Source organism: Protofrankia sp. CiP1_Cm_nod1, assembly GCF_920888515.1.
In the GTDB taxonomy this organism is placed as follows: Bacteria; Actinomycetota; Actinomycetes; order Frankiales; family Frankiaceae; genus Protofrankia.
Genome location: NZ_CAKKTM010000195.1, coordinates 1 through 24344, shown reverse-complemented (window position 1 = coordinate 24344; position 24344 = coordinate 1). Strand labels below are relative to the sequence as shown.

Sequence of the window (24344 nt, the reverse complement as noted above, 5' to 3'; positions counted from 1 at the left end):
CGCAGACATATCGGAGGGCCGGGCCGCCGAATTCTGCCCGGAATGGCGGTGGTGCTGTGCCTGGGGCTAGGACTGGCCGCCTGCTCCTCGTCGGACGACGGCGGCGGCGGGACGGCGGCGCCCGGCCTGGGTGCCGCGCGCGGCGGCGGAATGCTGACGGTCGCGGTGGTGAGCAAGCCGCTGTGCCTGGATCCGCAGAACAACAGCTCCAACGGCAACACCGCGATCAGCCGCCAGCTGGTGTCCTCGCTCACCGACCAGGACCCGGCCACCGGAAAGATCGTCCCGTGGTTGGCCTCGAAGTTCGAGGTCGGCGCGTCGGCCACCGAGTTCACCTTCACCCTGCGCCCCGGGGCGACCTTCAGCGACGGCGCGCCGGTGGACGCGGCCGCGGTCAGGGCGAACTTCGACGCCATCGTCAGGCTCGGCGCCGTGGACGCGGTCGCCGCCAGCTACCTGACCGGCTACCAGGGCACCACCGTGGTCGACAGCCACACCGCGAAGGTCACGTTCTCCCGTCCCAACGCGCAGTTCCTCCAGGCCACCTCGACGGCCGCGCTGGGACTGCTCTCCCCCGCCTCGCTGGCCCTCGCCCCGGAAGAGCGCTGCCAGGGCCGCGGCCTCGCCGGCGCGGGCCCGTTCGTGCTGAAGGAGGCCGTGCAGGGCACGGAGATCCGGCTTGCGCGGCGCGCGGACTACGCGTGGGGCTCGCCGGTGTGGAAGCACCAGGGCGCGGCCTACCTCGACGGCATCGACTACAAGGTGGTGCCCGAGTCCGGGGTGCGCGTCGGCAGCCTGCTCTCCGGTCAGGTCGACACGGTCATCGGGGTCGACGCGCGGGATGAACGGCGGCTCGCCGCCGGCGGCGCCACCGAGCTGTCCCGGCCGGTGCCGGGCGTCACGTACAACCTGACGGCCAACACCGAGCGGCCGCTGCTGGCCGACGCCTCCGTCCGTAAGGCCCTGACCAAGGGCATCGACCGCGCCACCATCGTCCGGACCCTGCTAAGCGACCACTACCGGCCGGCCAGCAGCATCCTGACCTCCAGCACGCCCGCGTACACCGACCTGTCGGCCGACCTGGCCCACGACCCGGCAGGTGCCCGCGCCCTGCTGGACGCGGCCGGCTGGCGGCCGGGCGGTGACGGCATCCGCGCCAGGGACGGCGTGCGGCTGGCACCGACGCTGATCTACCCGGGGGTCGACACCGCCAGCCGCAACGTGCTCCAGCTGGTCCAGTCCCAGCTGCGCGAGATCGGCGTGGACGCCCAGCTCTCCGGGCTGCCGCTGAACCAGCTCGCGCCCGACCAGGACGCCGGCCGGTACGACCTGCTGTGGTTCGGCCTGACCCGCGCCGACCCCGACGTGTTGTCGACCGTCTTCGCCACCACCACCAAGAACCGCGCCCACCTGCCCGCCGGCAACCCGTTGGACACGCTGCTGGCGAAACAGTCCGAGACGCTCGACGCCGCCGAGCGCGCAGCCCTGGTCGGGCAGGCACAGCGGCAGATCGTCCAGGAGGCGTACTCGCTGCCCGTCTACGAGCAGGCTCAGTCCGTGGCGTTCGCCGGGCGGGTGCAGGGGGTGGCGCTGGACGGCTCCGCGCAGCCGGCGTTCTTCGACACCTGGCTGGCGAACTGACCGGCCAGCAGGCACCAGCCGGGCAGCGCGGACCTGACAGCACAAATCAGGACAAAACTGTTCAGGATGGCACGGATCAGAACGCGACAGAGCATGAACAGGAGAGACGCGGAAGATGACGGTACGTCACCTGCTGCTGCGGCTGCTGCATGCGGTGGTCACCGTGTGGGCGACGTTCACGCTCTCCTTCGCCCTGCTCTACCTGCTGCCCGGAGATCCGGTCGCCATCATGCTCAGCGGCCAGGGCGGTGTCGCCAACACCACCCCCGAGCAGGTGCGCCAGCTGCGGGCCGCCTACGGCTTCGAGCGCCCGCTGCCGGAGCAGTACGCCGACCGGCTGTGGGCCGCCCTCCACGGCGACCTGGGCCGGTCGGTGGGCAGCGGCGACACCGTCGTCCACATCTTTGCCACCGCGCTGCCGCAGACCCTGGCCCTCGCGGGGGTGGGTCTGGCGCTGGCCGTGCTGCTCGGGGTGGGCACAGCGCTGGCCGCGGTTGCCACCCGGTCGCGGCGGCTGTCGCGGCTGCTGCTGTCGGCGCCCTCGCTGGGGGTTTCGTTCCCGCAGTTCGTGGTGGGCCTGGTGCTGCTGGAAGTGGTCTCCTTCCGCTGGAAGCTGCTGCCCGCCTTCGGGCACACCGGCGGCAGCGGGCTGGTGCTGCCCGCGATCACCCTGGCCATCCCGACGGCCTCGGTGATCACGCAGGTCTTCGCCCGCGGCCTGGCCGACGTCCTGCTGTCGCCCTACGTCGCCACCGCCCGGGCCAAGGGGGCCGGGCGGGCCAGGGTGCTGCTGCTGCACGCCACCCGCAACGCGGCGCTGCCGCTGCTGTCCCTACTGGGGCTGATCATCGGCAGTCTGCTGGCCGGCTCGGTGGTGGTGGAGACGGTGTTCTCCCGCGACGGTTTCGGCCGCATCACCGCGGCCGCGGTCGAGGCGCAGGACATCCCGGTGGTGCAGGGCGCGGTGGTCGTCAGCGCCCTGGTCTTCGCCGCCGTCAGCCTTGCCGTCGACCTGGTGACGCCACTGCTCGACCCGCGCCTGGCCGAGCGGCCCGCAACGGGAAGGGGCAGCCGCGGATGGCTGAGACCACGGTCGGCCTGAACCCCCCCGACACCGCCCGTGACGCCACCCACAATGCTGCCCATGGGACTCCCCGTGGAACCTCTCATGGAAGCGTCGGTGATGCCGCGCACGGCGCCGTCCGCGGTACGGCCCACAGCGACACCCCTTTCCCCGTGGCGCCGCGGGCGTCGCTGTGGGCGGCTTCGCGCGCGGTGCTGCGGGGCGCGTGGCGCAGCCCGGGGCTCACGCTGGCGGTGCTGGTGCTGGCGCTCGTCCTGGCCTGGGCGTTCGTGCCCACGGTGTTCTGCGCGCACGCGCCGCTGGCCACCACGCCCGACCGCGCGCTGCTCCCGCCGAGCGGCGCGGCCTGGTTCGGCACCGACTACCTCGGCCGGGACGTCTGGTCACGGGTAGTACATGCTTCATCGCTTTCACTGCGCGCCCCGGTGATCGCGGTCGGGCTCGCACTGGCCGGCGGGGTCACGATCGGCCTGGTCGCGGGCAGCCTACGCGGCTGGGTCGACGCCCTGCTGATGCGGATGGTCGACACGGTGCTGGCCGTTCCGGCGATCATTCTGTCGCTGACCGTGGTCACCGCGCTGGGTCCCGGCACCGCGCACGCGGCGATCGCCGTGGGCCTGGCGGGCATCGCGGGCTTCTCCCGGATCGTGCGCGCCCAGGTGCTCAGGGCCCGGCAGGAGCCGTATGTGGAGGCCGCGTCCGCCGCGGGTGTGCGGGGCCCCGTGGTGCTGCTGACCCATGTGCTGCCGCACGTGTGCGGCCCGGTGCTGGCGCTGGCGGCACTCGAGCTGGGCACCGCGGTGCTCGCGGTGTCCGCGCTGAGCTTCCTCGGTCTCGGGGCGCAGCCACCCACGCCGGAGTGGGGCGCGATGGTCTCCGAGGGTCGTGACTACCTCGGCACCGCCTGGTGGCTGACCGTGCTGCCCGGCCTGACCATCGCCGCCGTCACCGTGGCGGTCAACCGGATCGCCCGCGCCCTCTCCCCCGGTGGCCGGCCGTGAGCCCCCGTCCGGAGCCCCGATCTTCGTCAGCCCCGTTCCTCGTCCCGTCCGTCCGACACCTTTACGGAGTACCCATGACTCAGGTGCAGTTCACCGGGCAGCTCCCGGCCGTGGTCGACACCGCCTGCGCGCCCGAGATCGAGTCCTGCGACCAGCTCCCGGCAACCCCGGCCCGCGACGTGGAGCGGCTGCGCGGGCGGATCACCGCCGACGGCTCCAGCGGCTACCGCGCCGAACCCGGCCGCTACCACGTCTACGTCTCCTGGGGCTGCTCGTGGTCGTCGCGCGCCGCGGTCGTCCGCGCGCTCAAGGGCCTCCAGAACGTGGTCTCGCTGTCGTACGTCGACGACTCCACCGACGAGCGCGGCTGGATCTTCGGCGGCCGCTCCGGGCCCGACCCGGTCAACGGCTTCTCCCGGCTGCGGGAGGCGTACGAGGCGACGGTGCCGGGCTGGCTGGGCCGCGCCTCCGTGCCCGCGCTGTGGGACCGGGAACACGGCAGGATCATCAGCAACGAGTCGGGCACGATCAGCCTCGACCTCAGCACACAGTTCGACGCCTGGGCCGACCCGGACGTCGACCTCTACCCGTGGGCGCTGCGCTGGCGGATCGACGCCTTCAACACCTGGCTGCACCAGGACGTCAACAACGCCCTGCACCGGGTCGGGCACGCGGCGGACCCGGTCGAGCACGCTCGGATCCTGCGGGTGCTCTTCGAACGCTTCGACACCCTGGAGGAGCGGCTGCGCACCCGGCGCTACCTGTTCGGGCCGATCATCACCGAGCCCGACGTGCGGCTGTGGCTGTCGCTGGCCCGGCTGGACGTCGCCTACCCCGGGCTGCTGGCCACCAACATCGCCCGCCCGGAGGGCTTCCCCGCGCTGTGGGCCTATGCCCGCGACCTGTACGCGCTGCCCGCTTTCAGGGACGCGACGGACTTCGCCGTGATCCGCCGGAACTTCGCCGACAACTTCGACCAGCTGCACCCGGAGCGGGTCGTCCCCCGCACGTCCCTGACCAGCTGGACGACGGCGGAATGGGACACCCCGCACGGACGGGAAGAGGTGGGTGCCGTCCGACCCTGAAACGATCACGCATTATCGGCCGGCGGCGTCCGGGCGTCTGCCGAACGCACTTTCTTCCGCCGCAACAATGCCACAGGAAATTCCTGCGAAGAAAGACCGCTCACCGACCGGCCCGCCAGTGACTCTCCAGCGCACGGCGCGAACGTGACGCGAGGAAAAGCACGCGGCAGACCGGGAAGCCGCGGGCGCGGCGGGCGGAGCCACGGGCGAGCGATGATCCAGGGGAACTGGTCGGATGCGGCCGGTCGGCGTCCCTACTGGCTGTCCGGACGAAGCATGCGGGTTCGGCGGGCGGATGCCATGTCGGGTGTCTGGACGTAGGCGTTGCCGACCGGAAGCTGCTCGATCTCCTCCGTGAGGTCACGGCCCGCCCTGACCCGGACGAAGCCAGCCGCCTTACGCGACTGCGGATAGTTGATCCGATATATCATCTTTGTCCCCGCGTTGGCCAGCACGTCCGGATGAAAGTCGTCGATGCCCTGGCTGGAGACGACGACCGCCACACCGAACTTTCGGCCCTCCTTCATCAGCTTGGGGAGGGTCGCGTCCTTCGCCAGGCGGTGCGCCTCGTCAAGCACGATGGCAAGCCGCAACTGCCCGGTCTGCCCCCAGGAGAACATGTCCTTGTAGACCTTGCGGAGCAGGAACGCGCCGGCGGCGACCTGCGCCTGCTCCACCTCGGCGAAGCCGTGCAGGTCGACGACGAGCCCACTCCTGATCAGGTCCTGGATGCTCAGCCCGGTGTCGTCCGTGAACAGGCCGTACTCCAGCAGCGGCCGGCAGCGGGCGAGCACGTTCGCCACCCCGCGTTCCTTCTCCAGCCGCGCGATCCTGTCCCGGACCGCCTCCAGCGTCGGAACACCCCGCGGCGGGGTGAGAGCACCATGGCCATGCGCCTCGTAACCGCCCACCAGCGCCTGGTAGACGACGTCCCGCTGGATGTCACCAAGCCCGCACACATAGGCGAAGATCTCCGAGACGGACAGCGCGTTCATCTTGTAGGCGTGCCGGCCGGCGTCCGCCGCCAGCTCGAACGGTGAGAAGGGCAGGCCTGCCGCGGCGTCCCGCACATGCAGGGATTCCGGCCGCCGCGGGTCGTTCCCGAACTGGCCGTGGAAATCGATCACCAGTGCGGGCAGGCCCTGCTCCACCGCGCCCTGAAGCAACCGGATCGTCGTCTCCGACTTGCCCTGTCCCGGGATACCGAGAATGAACAGGTGGGGGCTGCCGGTCGTGCTCGCCTCCCAGACGATGTCCTCCTCCGGAGGCAGCGTGCGGCCCACCAGCACCCGCACGGCCCGCGGGTATGTGAGCTCCCGGGCCGGCGGTTCATCCGACGGGCTCGGCGGCGTCGTCGGCTGCGCTTCGGCCGGAGCCGTCCTCGGCGGCGTCGGCGGCGACTCGGCCGGAGGCTGCGACGGGGCATCTGCCGAGGTGCCCGCAGGCTCAGGGGGACGTCCACCGGCTTCGCCACCGTCCGCGCCGACGGCGGCGGACGACGGGAGCGTGCCGACGGCTGGCGAGACGTCCGTGTCCGTGTCGGCATGGACGCTCGTGCCGGGCCCGTCCGGGTCCGGGTCCGCGGCACCCGACACCACGATCGGGTCGAACGCGCGCGGCGGCGGGATGTAGGCGGGGCGGCGGGTGTCGGCGTCCTCGTCCGCCTGGAGGTTTCTGGCCGTGATGGTGCGGATGCGGGTGCCGCTGACCTCGAAGTCGGCTGTTCCGTCCTCGTGCAGGACCACGATGTAGCCGCTGCGCTGGTAGCCGACCGCCAGACCGCTCGTCTCCAGCCGGTCGATGGTCTCCTGGATGCGGCCGAACTCCACCGCCTCCGTGATCAGGCTCCGGCGGGCGGACCGGCGCAGGTAGTAGCGCAGCAGCGCCGCGAACCGGGCCCGCTGGAGCGGGCGGTCGATCCGGACAGGTTCGGTGAAGAACAACCGGTTGATGACATCGATCGTCGCATCCACCTGTCCCGCGATGTCACGGGCGAGATCCTCACTGCCGAGCATGCCGCGCGACTTCACCTCGACGGCCTCTATGCTCACCCGGCGCGTGGTGGGAAAACGGACCAGGAGCAGATCGCACCGCCGGGCCCGCTGGCCGGACTGGCGCCGGGCGCGGGAGCCGAAGAGCTCCGGATGGGCGTCGACGGGGATGATGACCGTGTTCTCGAGCTCACCACGACGGCGCAGGTGCGCCACCACCGCCGCCAGTGCCACCGCCTCCTTCGCCCGGTTGTCGTCACCGGTCGCGGCGAGGATCAGTCGGCCCGACACCAGCAGCAGCTCGTCGATGACCGACGACACGGACTCGCCCGGACGGTAGAAGCCGAGCTCGGTCATCGCGCGCAGGAACATCTTCTCGACGTCCGCCCGGTGCGCGGTCGTGATGGACATCTGGTGGCCGAGCCCGTCGAGGAACTCGGGGGCGTAGTCGAGGATGTAGCGGCGCCCGCCGGCGGTGCGCGTGGCCGGGTCGTCGAAGGCGTCCAGCCCGAGGAAACGGTCCAGGACGATGACCCAGTCGCACCGCTCGTGGGCGATCTCGAGCACGCGCGCGGTGCGGCCGCTGACCTCCATGCGCACCCGGGCGATGGCCGCGGAACGCGGCTCGTCCGGCGTCGACGGCCCGTCCTGGGCCGGCGTGAACCGCGTGGCGGACAGTACCGCCGGCCGGATCGCCCGGCTCGGCAGCAGCACCGTCGCCTCCGGGCCGGGGCCGCTGCCCGGACCAGGGCCATTGCCCGGATCAGAGTCATTACCCGGACCGGGGCCATTGCCCGAAACAGGACCGTTATTCGGATCGGGGCCATTGCCCAGGCCGGGACCATTGTCCGGGCCGGCCGCGGCGCCGGAGGTGACCACCGGGGAGCCGCCGGCCGGCGTCCCGCCCGCGGCTGCGACGAACAGCGACGTGACGGCCTCCGCGAACCGCCGGTGCAGGTCGGTCAGGGGTGTGGAGTCGGCGCCGCGCGCGGGCGGGAAGTCGATTCCGGTCACCCACCCACCGTCCGGGCCGAGGTCGGTGACGGGCCGGGTGATCAGGCCGCGGAACGAGACGCTGCCCGCCGTCACCGTCGGGGTGCCGATGACCAGCTCCGGGTGGCTGACGTCGGTGAGCACCGCCAGATGGGCGTCGTGTGCCGTGTCGATCGCGTCCAGCGGCGCGGTCGAGATCTCCAGTGCCGGGTCGAGGAAGCCACGGCTGCGCCGGGCCCGGTTCTCGGCGAGCTCCTGCTGCAGCTCGCGCAGCCCGGGCAGGGGGCTCGTCTCCGAGGCGCCTTCCCCGAACGTCTCCACCTGGATGTGCGGCGCGAGCCCGCCGTCGGCCTCCGCCGTCGCCGGGTCCCCGGAGGCCTCGGCGGTGACGGCCCGCAGCGCCTCGCCGAGGAACGCCCCGCTGCCCGGGTTGGTCGCGAGAATCCGCAGGCGTTCGGGCTGGTGGTGGGTCTGCCGGTAGAGGCGGATGCGCTCGGCCAGCCGCGCGGCGGGGACCTCGCCCACGCTGACGTCGGAGCTGGGCAGGCCGAGGGCGCCGACGATCTCGCTGATGGCGGTTGCCGGGTCCGGCTCGCCGACCGGCAGGTAGACGCCGTGCAGCAGCCGGAGGTTCTGCGCGAACACATACGGCCGGCCGTCGTCGTCGCTGAGCAGGAACGGCGTGCGCGCCGGGCTGAGCCGGGCGAGCAGATCGATGTCCACCTCGCCAGCCCGCTCCTCCTTGCTGGATACGGAGCGTAGTTGACGGCACCATCCTGTCAGCTCGGCCCAGTACGCGAGATACCACGCCACCCGCAACGGGTGCGTGGGCAGCACGACCAGCGCGTTCACCGGGTGGTCGCGCCGGCCGAGGTCGATCCGCAGGCGGAGCGTGTCGATGGTGGTGAGTGCCCGGGTGTCGGCGGGGCTGGCGTCCCGGCGCAGCGCCCGCCCGTAGGAGGCGGTGTAGCGGCTCGCCAGCGCCGCGAGCTCGTCGGTGAGGTCGGCGACCTCGATGAGCCCGCGGCCGGGCTGCGCCCGCACCGCGTCGAAGAACTCCCGGCGGGCGGCCAGGAACGCCTTGCCCGCGCCGCCGGGCCGCTCGGGGCCGACCGGCACGGCCCGTCCCGCGGAGAACGGCTGGCCGGCCGCGACCACCGCCGCGTACCGGCCGGCGCTGTCCGGCTCGGCCAGGACCCGCTGCCCCAGCTCCCGCAGGGCGACGCTGAGGGCGATCCGGGTGGCGTGGCCACGGCCGAAGCGGAGCTGCAGGTAGGCGAGGTCCGCCTCCTGCCAGCCCTCGCAGGTCTCGCTCTGCGCGTCCACGCCGGCCCGCAGGGCGCGCAGCCGCGCGACCGGGAGCGACAACGCGCTGTCCCGCCGGACGGCCGTGCTCTCCGGCGGCGGTACGTCGTCGAGGGAGAACTCCTGGCTCACCGCCTGCGCGGGCTGGCCGTCCCGCAGGCGGAGCACCTGGTTGTTGCGGTCCAGCGCCTGAACCCGGACGACGACCACCGCCGGGACCCGCTGCGCCTCCTCGGTGTCGACCGCGACCGTCAGCCGGTGGCTGCGCGCGCTGGCCTTCCCGGACGCGCTGGGAAGCTCGACGTCGAAGTCCGTCTCCTCGCCGTAGTACTCCTCCGACGGGATGATCTCGACACGCCAGCGGGCGACGTCCTTCGGCCTGGCCGGCTCGGTCCTCCAGGTGGCCTTGACGAACCCGCCTCTGGTCGAGCAGGTGGGCAGCGCGCTGTCGGGCCCGGCGCGCAGCCCCGTCCCGGCCGGGACGATGCCGTCCTGGTTCGCGAACGGCTCGACGTGCAGGGCGACGAGGTCGCTGTCCGCGGGCAGGTCCAGGGGCCACCGGTCGAACGTGAGGCCGCGGTTCCCGGGGGCGGCGAGGTCGTGCAGCCAGGTGCGCTCGGACATGCGTGGCACCGCGGCCACGAACCGTTCGATGGCCTGGTAGTGCTCGTCGTCCTGGCGCAACGGGCAGCTGCGCAGCCTCTCGCGGGCGTCCTCCTGCGATCGCGCGGGCTTGACCAGCGCGGTCACGCAGGTGGCGTTGGCCTCGAGCCGGGAGACGAACGACGCGCCGCCATGGTCCGGGATCAGGCCGACGAGGTGCAGGTGCGTACCCGCCGTGAGCTCGGCGTTGTACAGGGCGTTGGCGGTACCGCCGCCGGCCGGGTCGTTCGCGGCGGCGCTCACGGCGAGCAGGTACTCGGCGCGCGCCTGCCTCGAGTGGTTGAAGGCGTTGCGGCGCACGGTCTGCTGGACCTGGTCGCACAGCTCCCGCAGCGAGCGGTCCAGGCGGTGGTGGGTGTCCCGGGCGATCCTGACGAACAGATGGTCGATGTCGATCGACTCGAACGAGTTCTCCAGGCTGCTGGCCGCCGGGGTGTCGGCACCGGACGGCACGAGCAGCAGGAGCGCGGCCGACTTGCGGTTGCGCAGCTCGATCGCGCGTTCGGGACGGATGACCGTGTCGTCCGCGTGGCCGGTCGTACCCAGGACGGCGATCTGCGCCGCACCGGCCGAGGAGCCGCGTCCCGTTGCGGGCACCTGTGCCAGCGCCTGCGCGGCCTTCTCCCGGACGGCATGGCAGTCGGCCTCCCGCAGGTGGTCGAGCCGCAGGCAGCGGCCGGGCGGGGCGCCGCGCAGGAAGTCGGCCACCAGCTGCTCGGCGACCCTGGTGGCGAGGGCGGTGCTCAGGCTGGTCATCGCCGCGCTCCGGCTCCGGCAAGAGGATTGATCACATACTGGGCGTTGAAGTCGTCGGAAAGATCGGCGAAGAAGCCCATCTGGCGCAGCCGGCCGGTGAACGCGACAAGATTGGCGTTGGCCACGGCGCGTGACGACGCGTCGGCGCGGGCGGCCGGCGGCCGGTCGACGAGCAGGCCCCAGCGGGACTCCAGCGTGACGAGCAGGTCGGCCAGGCGCATCCGGGGCAGCGCCTCTCCCCGGTCGGGATCCACCAGGGTGCTCAGCAGCAGCGTGGTGAGCAGCTCGTCGGTCATCGCGTACCGCCAGGCCCGCCGGCCCCGCAGGTTGCCGCGCAGCAGCCCGGCCTGTTTGCGCATCCCCCCGGTGTTCCAGAACCACTGCCCGGCGGCTTTGATCGCCTGCTTCGTCTGCGACTGGCGGATCGCGGCGACGACCTGGTCGAGCTGTGACCCGCCCGGCGCGGCCCGCTCGAGCTCGGCGCGCGCGTCCTCGTCCGAGCACCTGGTGACGTTCCTCGTCTCCTCGATGATCCGCTCGAGCTCCAGGCCGGCCCGCCACTCCACGTACTGGTCGTGGCGCAGATCCATGAGCGCGGTCAGCCAGTCGGGCCCACGCCTGTCCTGCACGTAGGGCCGGAGCTTCGCCTCGTTGCCCGCGTACCGGTCCAGGGTCTTCAGCAGCAGCATGTCGTCGAGGTAGGCGGGCAGCCGCTCCAGGTCCCGGTCGACGCACTCGCCGGCCAGCCGGTCCGAGTCGCCGCCGGTCTGCCGGGTGAAGTCGACGTAGATCTCGGTCCGCGCGGGCCTGCGGTCGACGCCGAGGTCGGCCGGCCTGGCCCGGCCCCGGCACAGGTCGTTGACCAGCGTGAACAGGCGCAGCGTCGTGGTGAACAGGCCGATGTTCACCAGCGCCGCCAGGTGCCGCGCCAGCGCGATGGTGGGCAGCCGGTGCCGGTAGACGGCAAGGAAGTCCAACAGCTGATCACCGAGCGCGATCATCACTCCCGGCATGACGGGATCCCAGTCGAGCGCCTGCCGGGCCGACAGCAGCCTGCCGGGCGTGAAACCCTCCAGGTAGTAGAGGCTGAGCAGCACGTTGGCGTCCAGGTCGGCCGTTGCCCCGTCGAACCGCGGGACCGCGCTGTCGGAGATCGACACGCCGCGCCCGAACGCCTCCAGGAACAGCGACCTGAGCTCGCCCGCCGGGTTCGGGCTGCCGCGGCGGGCGAGCGCGTCCGTCAGCAGGCGGTAGACGACCAGATGCACCTTGCGGTGCCGGGCACCCTCCGCCGGCAGCCCGGCCCGGTAGGCGCCGATATGGCTGGGCTGGACAGCGGCCAGCTGCACGTCACGGTGGCCGCGGCCGCTGTGGCCGAGCCGGACCACACTCGTGTTCACCCACTGCTCGAGCACCGCCTGCCCGTGCTCGTCGCCGAAACCGCGCAGGGCGGGATGGCCGGCGAGGGCCTCGATGTACCCGCCCGGCTCGGTGGGGCGCGCGTCCGAGCGGCTCAGCCGCCGGCCGTTGGTGACCACCATCTCGAACAGCACGGGCAGGAACCGGTCGACGTCGAAGTCGTTCAGCTCGACCCCGGTGAGCCGTTCGAAGGAGTACGACCGGAGGTCCTTCGGCGGGACGAGTGTCATCGGTCGGCTCCCAGCAGCTCGATCGTCGTGCCGGTCACCGCGATGGCGTTGCGCCGGCCGTCAGGCTCGATGACGATCACTCTGGACGCCGGCTGCAGCGTGAGGCCCGACCGGAACAGGCCGAGCTCCTCCAGCAGCGGCGTCACCTCGGGGTTGGTCGGCAGGTAGCCGGCGGCGGCCCGCATGAGCAGCTCGAACAGGTCGAGGTCGACGGTCATGCCGGCCTGCCCGGCGACGTGCCGCAGCACGAACACGTCGGCTGCCGTCTCGACGAACCGGTCGTCGACCGAGGCGACCTCGACCGCGAACTCGTCGAGAGCGAGGACCTTGACGACAGCCCCGCCGTCCTCCGCCGGTTCACCGACGGAGACCGCGACGCCCTCCCCGTCGTAGCCGACAGGCCCGATGCAGCGCGACAGGCCGCGCAGCAGCATCCGGACGATCCTGTCGCCCGCTGTGCCGCTCTCCTGGCCGGCGGCCACAGCACCACCAGGGTGGCCGGCGGCCAACAGCGCGCGGAACTCCTCGAAGTAGCGGTAGGGGCTCAGGTACCCGGCGCCGGCCACCTCGGCGTCCGGCGCGGTGAAGTAGAGCCGGCGCTTCGCGCGGGCCATGTCCGTGCCGGTGCGCGCGTCCGGGGCCAGCGCCCGCTCCAGGCGGGCGGTGGCGACCGTGGCCGGGTCGAGTTCCCGCCACTCGTCGAGCAGCCGGTCCCGCCCGCCCGAGGCGTCGAACGCGAGCGAGCTGAAGTGCCGCTCGGGGGTCGCCGGGTTCCCCGGCCCGTCGCCGATCTCCTGGTGGACGTCGGCACAGCCGAGGTCGGCGGTCACCAGGTAGGCGAGCGTCGAACGCAGGTCACGGATGGTGGGGCGGCGGCCGCGGCGCAGATGGGAGGTGAGCACCAGGCGGTGCAGACGCTCCTGGGCCCGCGGCACGCCGAGCTCACGGGCGTTGCGGACGATGGGGCAACGCTGTTCGGCGACGCACGAGGCGCACTCGGCCCACATGTCGCCGGCGACCAGCGCCTCCAGCAGCCGCACCGTCAGCGAGCCGGCCGCCGCGCCGACCGACGCCATCGACCGGCCCTTGAGGTCGACCCGCAGGATCCCCGCGCTGTCGGTGCCGCCGCCGTCGATCCCGTCGGTCCCGTCGGTCCCGCCGCCGTCCGCGAGCGCCTTCGCGATCCGCGGATAACGCGACGCCTCGCGTTCCAGGAAGTCGAGGAGCCGGCCGTCGTTGGCGGCGACGAGCGCGGTGTAGCCGCCCGCCGGGCCGCCGTCGCCCAGCGGGTCGAGCACCCGGCGCAGCAGCTCGTCCGCTGACATGCCCTCGTGGGACTCGCTGGCGTCGTAGACGGAGGCGTACTCGTGGCCGGCGAGGGCCATCCGCCAGCCGGCCGCGTCGCTGGCGAGCACCCGCGCGCCCCGGCCGCGCAGGAACTCGCCGAGACGCTCGAGGAAGGCGGTCTTGCCGTCACCCGGGTTCCCGCTGAAGACCACCAGCTGCGGGCGGCCGTCGACGACGCGCGGGACGAGCCGCTCGTCCAGCCTGGTCGGGACGTACGTCCGCACGGCGAACTCGGAGTCGAGGCCCCGGTTGCCGCGGTTGCCCAGCCCGCTGTTGCGGAAGAGCTGCCGGATCTCGTCCACGGCCGGATTGACGACCTGGCTCCGCTCCGGCCGCTCTTCTCGCGGCAGCCCGCGCCGCGCCCGGCTGCCGGGCTGTTCTCGCTCCCGCCCGGCCTCTCGTTCCAGCCCGGCCTCTCGTTCCCGCCCGGCCGATGGCGGTGCGACCGGTGGTAACGAGACCGCCGGTGGTGAGACCCGCGGTAACGAGGCCGGTGGAGGCGCGAGCGCGGACGCGACGGCGTCGCGGAACGCCGCGGCCGACGAGAAGCGCTGGTCGGGCTCGGGGTCGCAGGCACGCAGGATGACGTCGAACACAGCGGCGTCCACGCCGGCACCGCCCCCGGCCCCGATCTGCGTGCCGGTGGGCCGGACGAGCTGCCGCTTGTCCGGGAACTGCCCGTCCACCAGGTACGGGAGCCGGCCCGTCAGCGCTTCGAAGCACACGACGGCGAGGGAGTAGAGGTCCGCCGCCGGCGACCAGGACAGGCCGGCGGCGATCTCGGGAGCCTGGTACGGCAGGGTGCCGACGATGCTGCGGTCCGCGTCGCTGGTCGCCACCCCGAAGTCGATCAGCGTGGCCCGGTCGTCCGCGTCCACGATGATGTTGTTCGGGGAGATGTCGCGGTGCAGGACCTCCCGGCGGTGGGCGTACTCGAGGGCGTCCAGCATGTCGGCGAGGATCTTCTGGCAGGCGGCGAGGTTGCCGCGCAGGGTCAGGCCGAGCTCGGACACCGTCCGGCCGTCGACGTACTCGGCGATGAGCGCCGGCCCGAACGGCTCGAGCAGATAACCGGACACGCTCACGATCCGGTCGTGCTTGAGCTTCTGCAGCAGGGTCAGCTCGCTGCGCAGGTGGTCCAGGGTCCCCGCCGATTTCATGATCTTGAGCGTGTGCCAGATCTCGAACCGCCGGTCCTTCATGAGCCAGGTGGTCGCGGTGGCGCCGTCCCCGAGGCCGCGGACCAGCTCGTACTTGTTGTTGTCGATCCGCACGCCGGGCGCCGGCCGCACCGCGCGTCTGCGCTCCTCGCGCAGGTGCGCGAGGAGCAGGTCGGCGACCTGCCGGGCCTCCGGCCGGGCACCGGGATCCTGCGCCAGGCAGGCGGACAGCACGTCACGGACCCGGCCCGGCAGCGACGGCGGGACGTCGGGGACGAGCGGCGGGTCGGACTGGCGCAGCTCCCACCAGGCGAGCAGGCACAGCGCCAGGGAGTAGACGTCGGACGGGTAGCCCGCGGCGTGCACGGTGAGCCGGCACTCCGGGGCACGGTACGGCCGGCCGAGCTCGTCGATCTCGTCGGCGTCGAAGACGGTCCCCGAATTCGCGATCTTGGCGATCAGCAGGTCCGAGAAGGTCACCTTGTTGGCCTTGTCGGGCAGCCAGATCCGGCTCGGGTGCAGCGCGCGGTGCGCGATGCCTTCGGCGTGCATGTCGGCGAGCCCGGCATAGGCGTCCGCGGCAACCTCGGCGAACGCGGAGGGCGAAGGGCGTTCACCGGCGGCGATCCGGCGTCGGATCGTCCGCTGGGACGGCATGGGCGGGTGCATCGGCACCACCCACATCTGGTCGTCGTCGACGCCGAAGTAGGGGTCGACCGCGAGAACCCGGCCCAGCGGCGCGAGCCGCCGCATGGCGTGGTACTCCCGCAGGATCAGTCGGTCGCCCTCGGTCTGCTCCGCCTCGGACAGGCCCTGGCGCTGATAGGTCAGCAGAATCCGGACCGCACCGTCGCGGTGCCTGCCCACGTACCTGGGGCCGCGCGGTGTCGGCTCGATGTCTCCGACGATCTGGTAACTGCCCAGCTGCGCCGGCCGTAGCGGCCTTTCCGGGAGGCCCTCGACCAAGGCCAGAACGCGGTCGCGGACAGGCCCGAGATCCATGCGCGCGGCGGTCGACCGGTCGAGCTCGACAAGCCTCCGCTCGCACCCGGCCAGCCGGACCACGCGGTCGGCGGCGCGTGGGTCCGCCACGTCGAATCTGACGTCGGGCGAGGACAGCACGACGAGGTACTCGACGATGTGCGGCCGCCGGTCCTGGTGGCCGGCTCCGGCTCCGGCCCCGGCCCCGGCTCCGGCCCTGCGCGCCAGCGTCCGACGGTGCTGGCGCAGCAGCCGGTCGATGTTGCCCGCCAGGACACGCGCGACACCGTTCGCCTGGTTGATCGGGCTTCCCAGCTCGTGGTGGGTCCGCCTGTCGTACCAGCGCTCCTCGGTGCCGAGCAGCTCACCGTGCCAGGACTTCTCCTCGATGACCGTCACGCTGTTCGGGCCGACGACGATGAAGTCGGAGTCGCGCGTGTTCGTCCCGCCGACGAGCTGACGGCCGCACACGACCGTCCATCCGTCGTCGAGGTGGTCGCGCAGGTAGACGGCGGTCGCCTGCTCCCCCGGCCCGCCCCATGGGCCGTGACGAACGATCCTCGCCATCAGCGTCCGCCCCCGCTTTCCGTGAACCCTGCCGCGCGCCCTGCCGCCCCGCGCCCGGCCACCGATGATCATCCCTGGAGCATGCCACCCAACGCCAGCGCGGGAGCGGCCGACCAGGCCGCGTGGCGAGGTTTCCAGAGATCACCGCTCGTCGCACCGGTGAGGGCACGTACCGTCCCATCCCGTCGGAGACTACGACAGACGGCTGGAAGCCTCTCCGTTGACCTGGCGTCTACCGGGATATCCGCCTACGCGCTGTGAGCCGGTCGGAATTCCGTCACCGGCGGGTGGCTACCAGGCGGGTGGCTACCAGGCGGGTGGCGACGTCGGGCAGCTCGTCGAAACGGGCAGGTTTGTCAGTGGTGACCAGTACCCGCTGCGTGGCACGCGCCGTCGCCGCGATGATGAGATCAGGAGCTCCGCGGGGCGCGCCGGTACGGCGTACATGGGCCAGGAGCTGCGCGTGATGCCGGGCGACGTCCGGGGTGTAGTCCTCGACCGGAGTCACGGAGAGCACGTCGGTGAGGAACGCCTGTTGCGCGGCGCGAGTGGCCTCATCCGAGGCCAGCAGCACCCCGACGGTGTATTCGGCGAGCGCGAGGGCCGGTAGGACGACGTCGTCCCCGTCACTCATGACCGCAAGATCTAACAGGCCACCGGCACCGGCGACCAGCACACCGGTGTCCAGGATCAGTCGTGCCACGGGTCGGTGTCCCACTCAGCGGAAGAAGCCTCCCGGGCAGCCGCGACATCGGCCCCGAACCCGTCGTCGACACCCGCGCGAGCACCCCAGCGGTGGAAGACCTCCCGCAACGCCTCACCGTTGCCCTGCGGCGCGGGCATGATCACAGCGACGCACCGGCCGCTACGGGTGACCACGATCGTCTCACCGTGTTCAGCGTCGTCGAGAAACGCGCTGAAGTATCCGGGACGCCTCGGAAGCCGTCATCACCCGCATGAGATTCACAGTAGCTGATTCAGATCCTCTGATATTCCCTCTGGCCCGGCAGCGGCTGAAACCGCGGACAGACGTCACGTGACCGGGTGTCCGATCGTCGGATATCCGGAACACCCTCACAGCACGCCCACGGCATCTCCTCTCGCGGGCGGCTTGGGGCGGCTGGACGGTATATCTTCTGGTACCAGCCGTGTACCATCATCATTATGGCTGTGAACCTTCGTCTCCGTCCCGAGGCCGAGGCCGCGCTACGCGCCGAGGCGGACCGGTCCGGCCGTTCGCAGCAGGAGATCCTTCGCGAGGCTGTCGACCGGCACCTCAGGACGCTCGCCGCTGGCGGACCGGCATCGCTCGGCACCCGGGAGCCACTGCTCACCGCGGGGATCGTTCTTCCACCACGCACGCCGTATCGTCGCGTCACGCCCACGCTCACCCTGCCCGAAGGCACGACCAGCCTCGACCTGCTCGACCGCGACGACCGGCTGTAGAAGCGTGCGTATCTACCTGGACAGCAGCGCGATCCTCAAACGACTGGTTGCCGAAGCGGACTCGTCGGCCCTGGTCGCGGCGGTCGACAGACATCATGCGGACGGCGATCTGCTGGTGTCGTCATCGCTGGCGTGGATCGAGGTGACCCGTGCGCTACGTGCCCGGTTCGGCGCCGACGCGGCGTCCGCGACCGTCCACGCGGACGCCGCCCTGTCCGGAATAGCCGAGCATCCGCTGTCACCCGAGGTGGTGAGCCTGGCACGACGGGTCGGGCCACCGGTACTCCGGTCACTGGACGCCATCCACCTGGCCTCGGCGCTCCTCCTGGACGCCGACCAGATGCTGACCTACGACGACCGGCTCGCGATGGCCTGCACCCAGTCCGGCCTCGTCGTCACCACCCCGGGCCGCTATCCCGAGCTGCCTGGCTAATTTGATCTTAGCTGGTGTTTTCGTAGCTCATGACCAAAATCGATCTTCCGGAAGTGCACGGCCTAAGTCCGGGGCGCCCACCTGGTGAGGCCGAAGACGCGGTCTCAAAAGGTCAGTGCACCGCGTGTGAATGCCGCGCGATCTGTTCTCGTCAGCGCTTCTTGGGCGGGCCTTCGTCACGCTCGTAGGACGGTGATGGCGCGGCCGGCGGGGCTGGTGACGGTGTCGATGTGGGTGCGTTTGTGGACGGGCGGAGCGTCGGGGCGGCGGTCGAAGATGACGATGGTGCCGGTGGGGAGGTTGAGGCGGTCAAGGTAGCTGTCGAGTTGGGTGAGGGCGCGGCGGAGGGGGTCGGTGTCGCCGGGATGGCGGACCTTGAGTTCGATGGCTTCGCGTTGCCAGTGGCGTTTGCCGTCCGATGCCGTGTAGGGCCAGCGGATGTGCAGGTCGATGCGGCCACGGCCGACACCGTATTCGCGGGTGACATGGCCGTCGCCATTGACGACGCGTTGGAGGAAGGCCATGAAGACCAGCTGGGGGGCGACTTCGTGGTAGACGATGCCGCGGACGAGGACGTCGGCGTGTTCGGTCCAGAAGTCGGCGAACTCGCGGAGGAGGAGGCCGAAGTCGAGGGTTCCGTCGGAGCGGACGAAGGCGCGGGGGTCGGCGAGGACCTGGGCTTCGCTGTTGGCGGTCAGGACGCGGGCGATGACTTCGTGGTAGATGGGGTTGGCGACGCGGACGGGGAGTTTCGGGGTGATCAGGCCGAGGTCGCGGGTGTAGCTGAGGTCGTCGTCGTAGGGGTCGAGTTCGGGCAGGGTACCGGCGAGGACGGGTTCGAGGACGCGGCGGACCCGGTGTTCGGCGAGTTTCGCGGCCAGCGAGTCCAGATGCGTCGCCCGCGCCAGGATCAGCCGTTCCTTGGCCTGCTCCACATGACCAACAGTGATCGATTCGGAGGTGGGGACGGCGATCTTTTCGACGATTTCACGGGCCAGCGCGTTGACCAGCCACGGCTGGCCAGCGGTCAGCTCCACCGCCCGATCCACCGCGTCCGGAGTAAACACCTGGCCGGTGTCCGCGGTGTGCTGGGCGTAGAGTGCGGCGACCTCGTCCGGGGTGAAGTCCCCCAGCCGCAACGACTCCAACTTGATGTTGAACGGGCTGGACGTCCCCAAACGAGACGAGTCACCGCCGGAGGCTGCTTTATAGTCGCGGACGTCGCGCAGGCCGCACAGCACGACTGAGGCGGGAAAACGGTTGGGGCGGCCGCGGTAGCCGTCGCGGAGCTGGCTGAGGACGCTGATCAACGTCTGGCCCTGGAGCGCGTCGATCTCGTCGAGAAACAGCACCAGGGGGCGTGGGCAGGCCTGCGCCCAGGCCCGAAACGCTTCGACGATGAGGGTACCTTCCGACGCCTGTGGCCACGGCGGTGGGCGCAGGTCCGCTGGCAGCATGTCCTCGGCGTCGGCCCGGATCCGGTCGAGAACGGCACGGGCCGCCGCGCCGTAGTCGTCGCCGGTAGCCCGGCCGGTCTCACAGGAGAACAGCAGCGCCGCGTACCGGCCGGCAGCGGTCAGCTCGTCGGCGAGCGCCTGCAACGTCGTGGTCTTGCCCGTCTGCCGGGGGGCGTGCACGACGAAGTAGCCCTCCTGGTCGATGAGGCCAGGTGCCTCCGGCAGCCGCGACACCGCCGGGATCATGTAGTCGATCCCGGGCCGGCACGGGCCGGCGGTGTTGAACCGGCGGCTCATCGATCGTCACTCTCCATGGGACTGGCGCACGGGGGCATGTTCCGTTCACCACCCTACGCAGCCGCCGAACACTGATCGACGATCTACCACGTCGAGACACCAGCACGCCTTCGCCGACAGCGGTCAGCGCTGGCGGGTCCCGCGCTGGCGCGATGCGCGGTCAGCCGTCGATGTTGTGCCGTCCCTGGATCGCCGGATCATGACAATGAGGGAGCAAGTGGCTGCCATGGCAGCCACTTTCGTACTCATTCCCCCTGATCGACGGCTTCGGTCAGGGGGGCAGGATACGGGCGCGGACCTCGCCGAGGCCGATGACGGTTGCGTGCGGGCCGGGGGCCGTGGCGGTGATGACGATCTCGTCGCCGTCCTTGAGGAAGGTGCGGGCCGAGCCGTCGGGGAGGGCCAGGGGCTGGGTCCCGTTCCAGGTGAGCTCGACGAGTGACCCGTACTGCGCGCGGGTGGGGCCGCTGACCGTGCCGGAGGCGAGCAGGTCACCGGTGCGCAGCGGCGCGCCGCCCGCCGTCAGGTGGGCGAGCTGCTGGGCCAGCGTCCAGTACATGCCGGCGAACGGCGGCCGGGAGACCGGGTGCCCGTTGAGGGAGATCGCGAGCTCGATGTCGAAGCCCCCCGGCGGCGCGCCGGTGTCGTCGAGGTGGGGCAGCGGAGGCGGGTCGCGCGGCGGGGCGGGCACCCGGGCGTGCCGCAGCGCGTCGAGCGGCACGACCCACGCGGAGACGGAGGTGGCGAACGCCTTGCCGAGGAACGGGCCGAGCGGGACGTACTCCCAGGCCTGGATGTCGCGGGCGGACCAGTCGTTGACCAGGCAGGCGCCGAAGACGTGCCGCTCCGCCGCCGCCAGCGGCACGGGGCGCCCAGGCCGCGAGGGGGTGCCGACGACGAAGCCGACCTCGGCCTCGAGGTCCAGCCGCGCCGTCGGCGCGAACGTGATCTCGCCGTCCGGGGCGCGCAGCTGCCCGCGCGGGCGCACGACCGGCGTCCCGGAGACGACGACCGTGCCGGAGCGTCCGTGGTAGCCGATCGGCAGGTGCTTCCAGTTGGGGGTGAGGGGGTCGCCGTCCGGGCGCAGGATGCGGCCCAGGTTGGTGGCGTGCTGTTCGCTGGCGTAGAAGTCGACGTAGTCGGCGACCGTGAACGGCAGGCGCGGGGTCGCCGTCGCGGCCGGTAGCAGCAGCGGCTCGACGGCGCGCCGGTACCGTCCGTCCACGAGCCAACGCCGCACCTGGGAGCGGACCTGTGACCACACGGTGGGGCCGGCGGCCAGCAGCCGGTCGAGGCTGCCCGCGGTGAACAGCCCGGCGTGCTCCGGCAGGAGCGCGTCGGCGGCGGCGGTCAGGTCCAGGATGTGCTCGCCGATCGCGACGCCGACGCGCGCGCCCGGCGCGTCCGGTGTGGTGAAACTGCCGTAGGGCAGCGTGTGTATCCCGAAGGGATCGCCGTGCTCCACCCCGAGCCAGGACGCGGCGGCGTCGAGCGGCCCGGCCGGCGGCGGGGTGCCCGGCGTCATCAGCGGTCCGGCGTCATCAGGGTCCGGCGTCATCAGGGTCCGGCGTCATCAGCTGTCCCCGTTCGCCCAGGTCCAGGCGTAGCGGCCGTCATCGCAGGCGAGGGCGCCCTCGCCGAGCTCGAGCGGACGGAAGGTGTCGACCATGACCGCGAGCTCGTCGACGAACTCCACCCCGAGCGAGCGCTCCACCGCGCCCGGCTGCGGGCCGTGCGTGTGCCCGCCCGGGTGCAGGCTGACCGAGCCCGGCCCGATGCCGGAGCCCCTGCGCGCCGCGTAGTCCCCGCCGCAGTAGAACATCACCTCGTCGGAGTCGACGTTGGAGTGGTAGTAGGGCACCGGCACGGCCAGCGGGTGGTAGTCGACCTTGCGGGGGACGAAGTTGCAGATCACGACGTTGCGGCCGGCGAGGATCTGGTGGACGGGCGGCGGCTGGTGCACCCGTCCGGTGACCGGCTCGAAGTCGGCGATGTTGAACGTGTAGGGGTACAGGCAGCCGTCCCAGCCCACCACGTCGAACGGATGGCTGGGGCAGCGGTAGCGGGTCCCGGCGACGCCGCCGTTGGCGCCGCGCGAGCCGCGGTGCTTGACGAGCACCTCCACGTCGGTTCCGGTCACCAGCAGCGGGCCGGCGGGCGGGCGCAGGTCCCGCTCGCAGTACGGCGCGTGCTCCAGGAACTGCCCGTGCCGGGACAGGTAGCGCGGCGGCGGGGCGAGAGGGGAGTCCGCCTCGATGACGTACACGCGCAGCGGCGCGGCCGGGTCCGGGATCCAGCGGTGGATGACGCCCCGGGGCAGGATCACGTAGTCGCCCTGACGGGCGCCAAGCGTGCCGAAGACCGTCTCCACGGTTGCCGCGCCGGCTTCGACGTACACGCACTCGTCGCCGATGGCGTTGCGGTACAGCGGGCTGGCCGCGCCCGCGACGGCGTAGCAGATGCGTACGTCGGCGTTGCCGAGGACCAGCCGCCGTCCCGTGACCACGTCGACGTCCCCGGGCTGTTTACCGGGCGGTGTCCCGGGCTGCGTGCCGGGCGGTGTGCCGGGCTGCGTCCCAGGCGGTGTGCCGGGCGGCGTGCCGGGCGGTGTGCCGTTGAACAGCGCCGGCAGCCGGAAGTGCCGGGGCAGCAGCGGGATGTTCGGGTGGGTGGTCAGGTCCGCGGGCGTCCAGGGCGCCGCGTCGGCGATCGCGGCGGGCACGCCGGTGTGGTACAGCAGCGCGTGCTCCCCGGCGAAGCCCTCCGCGCCCAGCAGCTCCTCGCGGTAGAGGCCCCCGTCGGGGCCGCGGTGCTGGGTGTGCCGTTTGGGCGGAACGTCGCCCACGGCCCGGTAGTGGGGCATGGCATGTCCTTCCCACCCGACGGCCCTGGCGGCCCGGCGGCTCCGGCGTGCCCGGTGCCGCCGGCGTCCTGGGCCCGCGGATGTCCCCGGCGTCAGAGGTTGCCGCGTCTGGCCTGCTCACGCTCGATGGCCTCGAACAGCGCCCGGAAGTTGCCGACGCCGAAGCCGAGCGCCCCGTGCCGCTCGATGAACTCGAAGAACACCGTCGGCCGGTCGCCGACCGGCCTGGTGAAGATCTGCAACAGGTAGCCGTCCTCGTCGCGGTCGACCAGGATGCCGCGGGTGCGCAGCTCCTCGACGGGGACCCGCACCTCGCCGACGCGGGCGCGCAGCCCGGGGTCGCGGTAGTAGGCGTCCGGGGTGTCGAGGAACTCCACGCCCCGGGCCCGCAGGACATCCACGGTGGTGACGATGTCGCTGGTGGCCAGCGCCAGGTGCTGGACGCCGGGACCGTCGTAGAAGTCGAGGTACTCGTCGATCTGGGAGCGCCGTGCGCTGATCGCCGGCTCGTTGAGGGGGAGTTTCACCCGGTGGTTACCGTTGGTGACAACCTTGCTCATCAGGGCCGAGTACCGGGTGGCGACGTCCCCGCCGACGAACTCGGCCATGGTGGTGAAGCCCATCACCCGGTTGTAGAAGGCGACCCACTCGTCCAGCCGGCCCAGCTCCACGTTGCCCACCACGTGGTCGAGCGCCTGGAACAGCCGGCCGGCTCCGCCCACCGGCCGCGCCCGGCCGGGCGTACCGCCGGTACGGCCGGTACGGCTGACACGGCTGACGTAGCCGGGCAGGTAGGGGCCGGTGTACCGGCTGCGGTCGACGAGGCTGTGCCGGGTCTCGCCATAGGTGGCGAGGGCCGCGAGGCGGACGGTGCCGTGCTCGTCACGCAGGTCGTGGGGCTCCTCGACGACCGCCGCCCCCCGCACGCGGGCGTGGGCGACGCAGCGGTCGACGTCGGGGACATCCAGGGCGATATCGATCACCCCTTCCCCGTGCCGGCGGTGGTGGCGCAGCAGCGGGGACGCCGGGTCGACCCCGCCTTTGAGGACGAACCGGACCGCTCCGGAGCACATCACGTACGCCTTGTGGTCACGGTTGCCGGTCTCGGGCCCGCTGTAGGCGACCAGTTCCATACCGAACACGGCCTGGTAGAACAGCGCGGACTGGGTGGCGTTGCCGACCGACCACACAACGGCGTCCCAGCCCGCGACCGGGAAGGGGTCCGCGGCCGTGTCGTGCTCCACCAGCCCGACGAGGCGGCGTATCTGGTCGAGGCCGGGTTCCGCCGGCCGCCGCCGGCTGGTGGAGATCTCGCTGCCGCTCATGACCGATCCTCCGTATCCTCCGTGGAGTTGAGGACGGCTTCCTGCCGGACAGTAAGCACACCGCACGAACAAATACCGCGCAACTCCTCTGCCCGGCCTGCCGGGAGGACGCTCCGTGAGGGCCGATCGAGCCCCCGGCCCCCGACCCCCGGCCCCCGACCCCCGGCACCGGGCACCGGCACCGGGCACCGGGCGCCGGGCGCCGGGCGAGGCGGAACGGGTCGCGCCCACCATGCCGGACGCTTCTCCCCCACCGGACCTCTCGGCACCGGGTGGGCGGCTGGCCGCCCGGTGGCCACG

The 24344-nt window shown here is 72.1% G+C and carries 15 protein-coding genes and 1 pseudogene; 7 read left to right on the top strand and 9 right to left on the bottom strand.

Going from position 1 to position 24344, the window contains the following annotated elements; genetic code table 11:
• Positions 1–42 precede the first annotated feature (42 nt).
• The 4 genes from NBX02_RS08975 to NBX02_RS08960 all read left to right on the top strand — a co-directional run bounded on the left by NBX02_RS08975 (position 43) and on the right by NBX02_RS08960 (position 4811).
• The gene (locus NBX02_RS08975) at positions 43–1641 is read left to right on the top strand and encodes an ABC transporter substrate-binding protein (protein WP_250290891.1); all 1599 of its coding nucleotides are present in this window, start codon (positions 43–45) and stop codon (positions 1639–1641) included.
• A 115-nt stretch (positions 1642–1756) separates the two neighbouring features.
• Positions 1757–2743 (top strand): ABC transporter permease, encoded by a 987-nt coding sequence (locus tag NBX02_RS08970; RefSeq protein ID WP_250281748.1) that lies wholly within the window; start codon positions 1757–1759, stop codon positions 2741–2743.
• The gene (locus tag NBX02_RS08965) at positions 2719–3726 is read left to right on the top strand and encodes an ABC transporter permease (protein WP_250281750.1); all 1008 of its coding nucleotides are present in this window, start codon (positions 2719–2721) and stop codon (positions 3724–3726) included. Before NBX02_RS08970 ends, NBX02_RS08965 begins: the two co-directional genes overlap by 25 nt.
• A 74-nt stretch (positions 3727–3800) precedes the next feature.
• On the top strand, positions 3801–4811 hold the full coding sequence (locus NBX02_RS08960; protein ID WP_250281752.1) for a glutathione S-transferase C-terminal domain-containing protein: 1011 nt from the start codon (positions 3801–3803) through the stop codon (positions 4809–4811).
• 254 nt (positions 4812–5065) lie between these two features.
• Here NBX02_RS08960 and NBX02_RS08955 read toward each other — a convergent pair whose 3' ends face one another.
• From NBX02_RS08955 to NBX02_RS08935, 5 genes are all read right to left on the bottom strand, one after another.
• On the bottom strand, positions 5066–10519 hold the full coding sequence (locus NBX02_RS08955) for a helicase HerA domain-containing protein (protein WP_250281755.1): 5454 nt from the start codon (positions 10517–10519) through the stop codon (positions 5066–5068).
• Complete coding sequence (gene mads7 / locus NBX02_RS08950; protein WP_250281757.1) at positions 10516–12168, bottom strand: methylation-associated defense system protein MAD7; 1653 nt, start codon at positions 12166–12168, stop codon at positions 10516–10518. The genes NBX02_RS08955 and mads7 overlap by 4 nt, the downstream gene beginning before the upstream one ends.
• A complete protein-coding gene (locus tag NBX02_RS08945; RefSeq protein WP_250290888.1) occupies positions 12165–16223 on the bottom strand; it encodes a protein kinase domain-containing protein in 4059 nt (1352 codons plus the stop codon). Before NBX02_RS08945 ends, mads7 begins: the two co-directional genes overlap by 4 nt.
• A 277-nt stretch (positions 16224–16500) precedes the next feature.
• Positions 16501–16926, bottom strand: coding sequence for a PIN domain-containing protein (locus NBX02_RS08940; RefSeq protein WP_250281760.1), 426 nt, complete (start codon positions 16924–16926; stop codon positions 16501–16503).
• Positions 16914–17102, bottom strand: a complete 189-nt coding sequence (locus NBX02_RS08935) for a hypothetical protein (protein WP_250290886.1) — start codon at positions 17100–17102, stop codon at positions 16914–16916. Before NBX02_RS08935 ends, NBX02_RS08940 begins: the two co-directional genes overlap by 13 nt.
• 285 nt (positions 17103–17387) lie before the next feature.
• Here NBX02_RS08935 and NBX02_RS08930 point away from each other — a divergent pair, with 285 nt between their 5' ends.
• Both NBX02_RS08930 and NBX02_RS08925 read left to right on the top strand, forming a co-directional pair.
• On the top strand, positions 17388–17669 hold the full coding sequence (locus tag NBX02_RS08930; protein ID WP_250290884.1) for a hypothetical protein: 282 nt from the start codon (positions 17388–17390) through the stop codon (positions 17667–17669).
• 4 nt (positions 17670–17673) lie between these two features.
• Positions 17674–18102 (top strand): type II toxin-antitoxin system VapC family toxin, encoded by a 429-nt coding sequence (locus NBX02_RS08925; protein ID WP_250285729.1) that lies wholly within the window; start codon positions 17674–17676, stop codon positions 18100–18102.
• Positions 18103–18278: 176 nt separating this feature from the next.
• On the opposite strand, the gene NBX02_RS08920 is transcribed toward NBX02_RS08925, so the two are convergent.
• From NBX02_RS08920 to hppD, 4 genes are all read right to left on the bottom strand, one after another.
• Complete coding sequence (locus NBX02_RS08920) at positions 18279–19856, bottom strand: AAA family ATPase (RefSeq protein WP_250285728.1); 1578 nt, start codon at positions 19854–19856, stop codon at positions 18279–18281.
• A gap of 271 nt (positions 19857–20127) precedes the next feature.
• Complete coding sequence (gene fahA, locus NBX02_RS08915; RefSeq protein ID WP_250290882.1) at positions 20128–21381, bottom strand: fumarylacetoacetase; 1254 nt, start codon at positions 21379–21381, stop codon at positions 20128–20130.
• 48 nt (positions 21382–21429) lie between these two features.
• Entirely contained in the window at positions 21430–22719 is a 1290-nt protein-coding gene (locus NBX02_RS08910) for a homogentisate 1,2-dioxygenase domain-containing protein (RefSeq protein WP_250290880.1), read from the bottom strand.
• A gap of 92 nt (positions 22720–22811) precedes the next feature.
• Positions 22812–24044, bottom strand: coding sequence for a 4-hydroxyphenylpyruvate dioxygenase (hppD, locus tag NBX02_RS08905; RefSeq protein WP_250285725.1), 1233 nt, complete (start codon positions 24042–24044; stop codon positions 22812–22814).
• A gap of 115 nt (positions 24045–24159) precedes the next feature.
• Here hppD and NBX02_RS08900 point away from each other — a divergent pair.
• Positions 24160–24344, top strand: a pseudogene (locus NBX02_RS08900) (hypothetical protein); the annotation flags it as partial.